Here is a 5,450-nt window from a genome sequence, read left to right on the forward strand (position 1 = left end):
CCTCCCACAGCCCCCAAATCGACGAAATCGCGGATGAACTGAGGGAGGTGCTGTCGGGGATCGAACCCGTCCAGGCGGAGGTGGCGTTCTACTCGACCGTCACCGGCGCCCGCATGGACACCAGCGGACTCGACACCACGTACTGGATCAAGAACCTCCGCGAACGAGTGCGCTTCGCCGACGCCGTACGAGCACTCCTGGACGACGGCCACCGCGTGTTCATCGAAGCCAGCACCCACCCCGTCCTCACCATCGGCATGCAGGAGATCTTCGAGGAAGCCGGAGTGCCCGCGGCCGCGGTGCCGACCCTGCGCCGGGACCACGGCGACCACGCCCAGTTGATGAGGTCGGTGGCGCAGGCGTTCACCGCCGGGGTCACCGTCGACTGGACCCGCTGGTTCCGCACCGACCCCGCACCCCGCGTCATCGACCTGCCCACCTACGCCTTCCAGCGGCGGCGGTACTGGCTGGACGGGCGGGGTGGCCACAGCGGCGACCCGGGCGACCTCGGGCTGGGGTCCGCTGAGCATCCGCTGCTCGGCGCCGCCGTGGAACTCGCGGAGGGCGGCGCCCATCTGCTGACCGGTCGGTTGTCGCCGCGGACCCATCCATGGCTGAACGACCACCGGGTGCTGGACACCGTACTGCTGCCGGGCACCGCCTTCGCCGAGCTCGCCCTGCACGCGGCCACGCGGACCGGCTGTGACCATGTGGCGGAGCTGACCCTGCACGCGCCGCTGGTGATTCCGCAGGGCGAGGCGGTCGATGTGCAGATCGCCGTGGCCGCTCCCGATCACACGGGCGAGCGCCCGATCACGGTGCATTCACGGCCGGCGGGCGACACCGGCGATGCGGCCTGGACCCGGCACGCCACCGGGGCACTCGCCACCTCGTCCGCGCCCACCCCCCCTGCCCCGGACGGCGCGTGGCCGCCCCCCGGGGCGACACCGCTCCCCGTCGCCGACTTCTACCGGCAGCTCGCCGACCACGGCTACCACTACGGGCCGTCCTTCCAGGGCCTCACCGCCGCCTGGCGGCTGGACGGCGAGGTCTACGCCGAGGTGTCCCTGCCCGAAGGGGAGCGCGAGGGCGCGGCCGCGTACGGCATCCATCCCGCCCTGTTCGACGCCGCGCTGCACGCCCGTGCCCTGGACGTCGCCCCCGGCTCCGAGGACGCGCACCGGATCCTGCTCCCGTTCGCCTGGAGTGGTCTGCGGCTGCGCGCCACCGGCGCGGACACCCTGCGGATCCGCATCACCCCGACGGCATCGGACCGGCTCACCCTGGTCGCGGCCGATCCGACCGGCGCAGTGGTGGCCGTCGTGGACGATCTGATCCTGCGCCCGGTACCGGACGGGCAGTTGGGCCGTGCCCGTGCGGCGGGCAGGAACTCGCTGTTCCAGCTCGCCTGGACGCGGATGACACCGGCCGAGGGCACGTCCGCGTGCCGTTCGGCCGTGATCGGCCCGGACAACGGCCCCCTGGCCGACGCGCTGCCCGACGCCCCCCACCTCCCGGATCTCGCCGCCGTGCGGGCGGCCGTGGCGGATGGAGCCCCGGCGCCCGATGTGGTGTTCGCCTTCTTCGGCTCCCCCGCCGACGGCCGGGACGATCCGGTGGAGCGCACCCATGACCTGGGCAGGGAGGCCCTAGGGTTGCTGCGGGAGTTCCTCGCCGCTCCTGAATTCACCGACGCCCGGTTGGCGGTGGTCACCCGTGGGGCGGTCGCCCCGCAGAGCCATGACGATGTCCACGATCTACCCGCCTCCGCCCTGTGGGGTCTGGTGCGCAGCGCCCAGTCGGAGAACCCCGGCCGGGTCCTGCTGCTCGACCTCGGCGGACGCGACCTCGACGGACTCGACCCCGCCGGACGCGACCCCGCCGGACGGGACCCCGCCGGACGGGACGCCTCGCTGCGGGCCCTGGCCGGCGCCGTGGCCTCGGGCGAGCCCCAGCTGGCGCTGCGCGACGGGGTGGCGTACGTACCGCGGCTGGTCCACGACGACGCGGCCAAGCGGCTCGCCCCGCCGGACGGGTCGGCCGCGTGGCGCCTGGGGCTGACCGGCCACGGCAGCCTGGACCAGCTGGCGCTGGTCGACTGCCCGGACAACACCCGCCCGCTCGGCCGGGGCGAGGTCCGGGTGGCGCTTCGGGCGGGCGGGGTGAACTTCCATGACGTCGTCGTGGCGCTGGGCATGGTGGAGGACCCCAGGCCACTGGGTGGCGACGGTGCGGGCGTCGTCGTCGAAGTGGGGCCCGACACAACGGAGTTCGCGGTGGGCGACCGGGTGATGGGCCTGTTCAACGGCACCGGGCCACTGGTCGTCACCGACGTCAGGATGATCACCAGGGTCCCCGCGGGGTGGTCCTACGCGCAGGCGGCCACCACACCGTCCGCCTTCCTCACGGCCTACTACGGTCTCGCCGATCTCGCGGGGCTGCGAGCCGGGGAGAAGCTGCTGCTGCACGCGGCAACCGGCGGGGTGGGCCTGGCGGCCGTGCAGCTGGCGCGCCACTGGCGGGCCGAGGTGTACGCCACGGCGGGACCCGCGAAGTGGCACGCCCTGCGGGAGCGCGGTTTCGACGACCGCCACCTCGCCTCCTCGCGCACCCTCGACTTCGAGGAGCGGTTCCGCGCCGCCGCCGGATCCGTCGATGTGGTGCTCAACTCCCTGGCCGGTGACTTCATGGACGCGTCCTTGCGGCTGCTGGCGCCCGGTGGTCGCTTCATCGACATGGGCCGCACCGATGTCCGCGACCCCGAGGAGGTCGGCGCCCGGTATCCGGGGGTCGTCTATCGCGCGTTCGACCTGGTCGGCGGGGCGGGTCCGGACCGTATCCAGCAGATGCTGGCCGAGTTGTCGACGCTGTTCGAGAACGGGACGCTGCGACCGCTGCCGACCACGCTGTGGGACATCCGCCGGGCCCCCGAGGCGTTCCGCTACTTCAGCCAGGCCCGCCACATCGGCAAGATCGTGCTGACGCTTCCCACCGCCCTGGACCCGGAGGGCACGGTCCTCATCACCGGTGGCACGGGCACCCTCGGCGCCGCCACCGCCCGCCACCTGGTGGCTCACCACGGCGTACGGCGGCTGCTGCTCATCAGCCGCCGGGGCCCCGACGCCCCGGGGGCCACGGAGCTGGCGGCCGAACTGACCGAGCTCGGCGCACACGTCTCCGTCGCGCCGTGTGACGCGGCCGACCGGGCCGCCCTGGCCAAGCTGCTGGAGACCGTACCCGACCGCCATCCGCTCACCGCCGTCGTCCACGCCGCCGGGCTGCTGCGCGATGCCACGGTCGAGGCGCTCACGCCCGATCAGCTCGATGAGGTGCTGCGGGCGAAGGCCGACGCGGCGTGGAATCTCCATGAACTCACCCGCGACGCCGGGCTGTCGGCGTTCGTGTTGTTCTCCGCGGCCGCCGGGCTGCTGGGCGCCGCGGGCCAGGGCAACTACGCGGCGGCCAACGCCTTCCTGGACGCGCTCGCCGCGCACCGTCATGCCCAGGGCCTGCCCGCCANGCTCGCCGCGCACCGTCATGCCCAGGGCCTGCCCGCCACCTCCCTGGCCTGGGGGTACTGGGCCCAGGCCACCGGGATGACCGGGGGGATGACGGACACCGACCGGGCACGGCTGGCGCGGGCCGGAATGGTGGGGCTGGAGACCGAGCAGGGTCTCGCACTGCTCGACATCGCCCTCGACAGCGGCCTGCCCACCCTGGCGCCCATCCGGCTCGACCTGGCCACCATGCGACGTGAGGCCCACGCCGACGATCTGCCGCCCCTCTTCAGGAGCCTGGTGCGCGGCGCCGCCCCGCAGGCGGCCACCGGAGCCGTCGCCTCGGGCCGGGCGGCACCGGCGGAGGCGTTCGCCGCCATGTCCGGGGAGGACCGGCAGCAGGCGCTCCTGAAGCTGGTGCGCAATGCCACGGCGACGGTACTGGGCCATGACACGGCGGACGCCATCCACCCCGCCCAGAACTTCCGGGAGCTGGGCTTCGACTCGCTGACCGCCGTGGAGCTGCGGAACCGGCTGGGCACCGCCACCGGTCTGCGGCTGCCCGCCACGCTGGTCTTCGACCACCCCACGCCCACCGCGGTGGTACGGCTGCTGGAGGAGCTCCTGGCCCCGCCCGTGGCAGCGTCGGCGGACTCGCTCCTCACCGGTCTCGACTCCCTCGACGCCGCCTTGACCGGGGGGATCGCCGACCGGGAGCAACGGGCCCGGATCGCGGCGCGGCTGCGGGAGCTGCTGCGCAAGGTGGACGTCCCGTGGCAGGACGCGGACGGCGACGACGACGCCGAGGAGGATCTGGCGTCGGCCAGCGACGAGGAGTTGTTCCGGGCGCTCGACAACGAGCTGACTGTCCCCTCCGACGACAGTCTCCGATGAATCAGGACAGCCGTGACGATCGGGTTGATGCGATATGACGGATGACGAGAAGCTTCGCAGCTATCTCAAGCGGGCGACCGCCGATCTGCGTCTGGCCAGGCGGCAGTTGCGCGAGGTCGAGGACCGCGCCCGGGAGCCCATCGCCATCATCGGGATGGCCTGCCACTTCCCCGGCGATGTGGCAACGCCCGAGGACCTGTGGCGGGTAGTGGACCAGGGCGTGGACGTCATCTCCTCGTTTCCCGAGGACCGTGGCTGGGACCTGGAGAACCTCTACGACCCGGACCCGGAGCACGCCGGCACCAGCAGCGCCCGCGAGGGCGGTTTCCTGCGCGATGTGGCCGACTTCGACGCCGAGTTCTTCGGGATCAGCCCGCGTGAGGCCGCGGCGATGGATCCGCAGCAGCGGCTGCTGCTGGAGACGGCGTGGGAGGCGTTCGAGCGCGCGGGGCTCACCCGGGAGGCGCTGAGCGGCAGTGCCACCGGGGTGTTCGCCGGGGTCGACTCGTACCACTACCTGTCGCTCATCGGCCAGACGACGAGCGATTCAGCGGGCTATGTGGCCACCGGGAACCTCGGCAGCGTGGTCTCGGGCCGGGTGTCGTACTCGTTCGGCCTGGAGGGGCCCGCGGTCACCGTGGACACGGCGTGTTCGTCGTCACTGGTGGCCACGCATCTGGCCGTGCAGGCGCTGCGGCAGGACGAGTGCTCGCTGGCCCTCGCGGGCGGGGTGACGGTGATGGCCACGCCCGGTGGATTCACCGAGTTCTCGCGTCAGCGCGCGCTCTCCCCGGACGGGCGGTGCAAGGCGTTCGCCGCGGCGGCCGACGGCACGGGCTTCTCCGAGGGCGTCGGCCTGGTGCTGCTGGAGCGGCTGTCCGACGCCCGGCGCAACGGGCATCGCGTGCTGGCGGTGATCCGGGGCTCGGCGGTCAACCAGGACGGTGCGTCCAATGGTCTGACGGCGCCGAACGGGCCCTCCCAGCAGCGGGTGATCCGGCAGGCCCTGGCCAATGCGGGGTTGTCGCCGTCCGAGGTGGACGCGGTGGAGGCGCACGG

2 protein-coding genes are annotated in these 5,450 nt (G+C 73.3%); both read left to right on the plus strand.

Features of this window, described 5'->3' with window-relative positions; genetic code table 11:
* The coding region (locus IEJ02_RS47300) for an SDR family NAD(P)-dependent oxidoreductase (protein WP_191070434.1) at window positions 1-4,391 on the plus strand (4,391 nt) is incomplete at its 5' end.
* Between the two features lie 34 nt (window positions 4,392-4,425).
* A partial coding sequence (locus IEJ02_RS47305; RefSeq protein WP_191070435.1) for a beta-ketoacyl synthase N-terminal-like domain-containing protein occupies window positions 4,426-5,450 on the plus strand: 1,025 nt, incomplete at its 3' end.

Source organism: Streptomyces sp. 5-10, from assembly GCF_014712245.1.
GTDB classification, from domain to species: Bacteria; Actinomycetota; Actinomycetes; order Streptomycetales; family Streptomycetaceae; genus Streptomyces; species Streptomyces violaceusniger.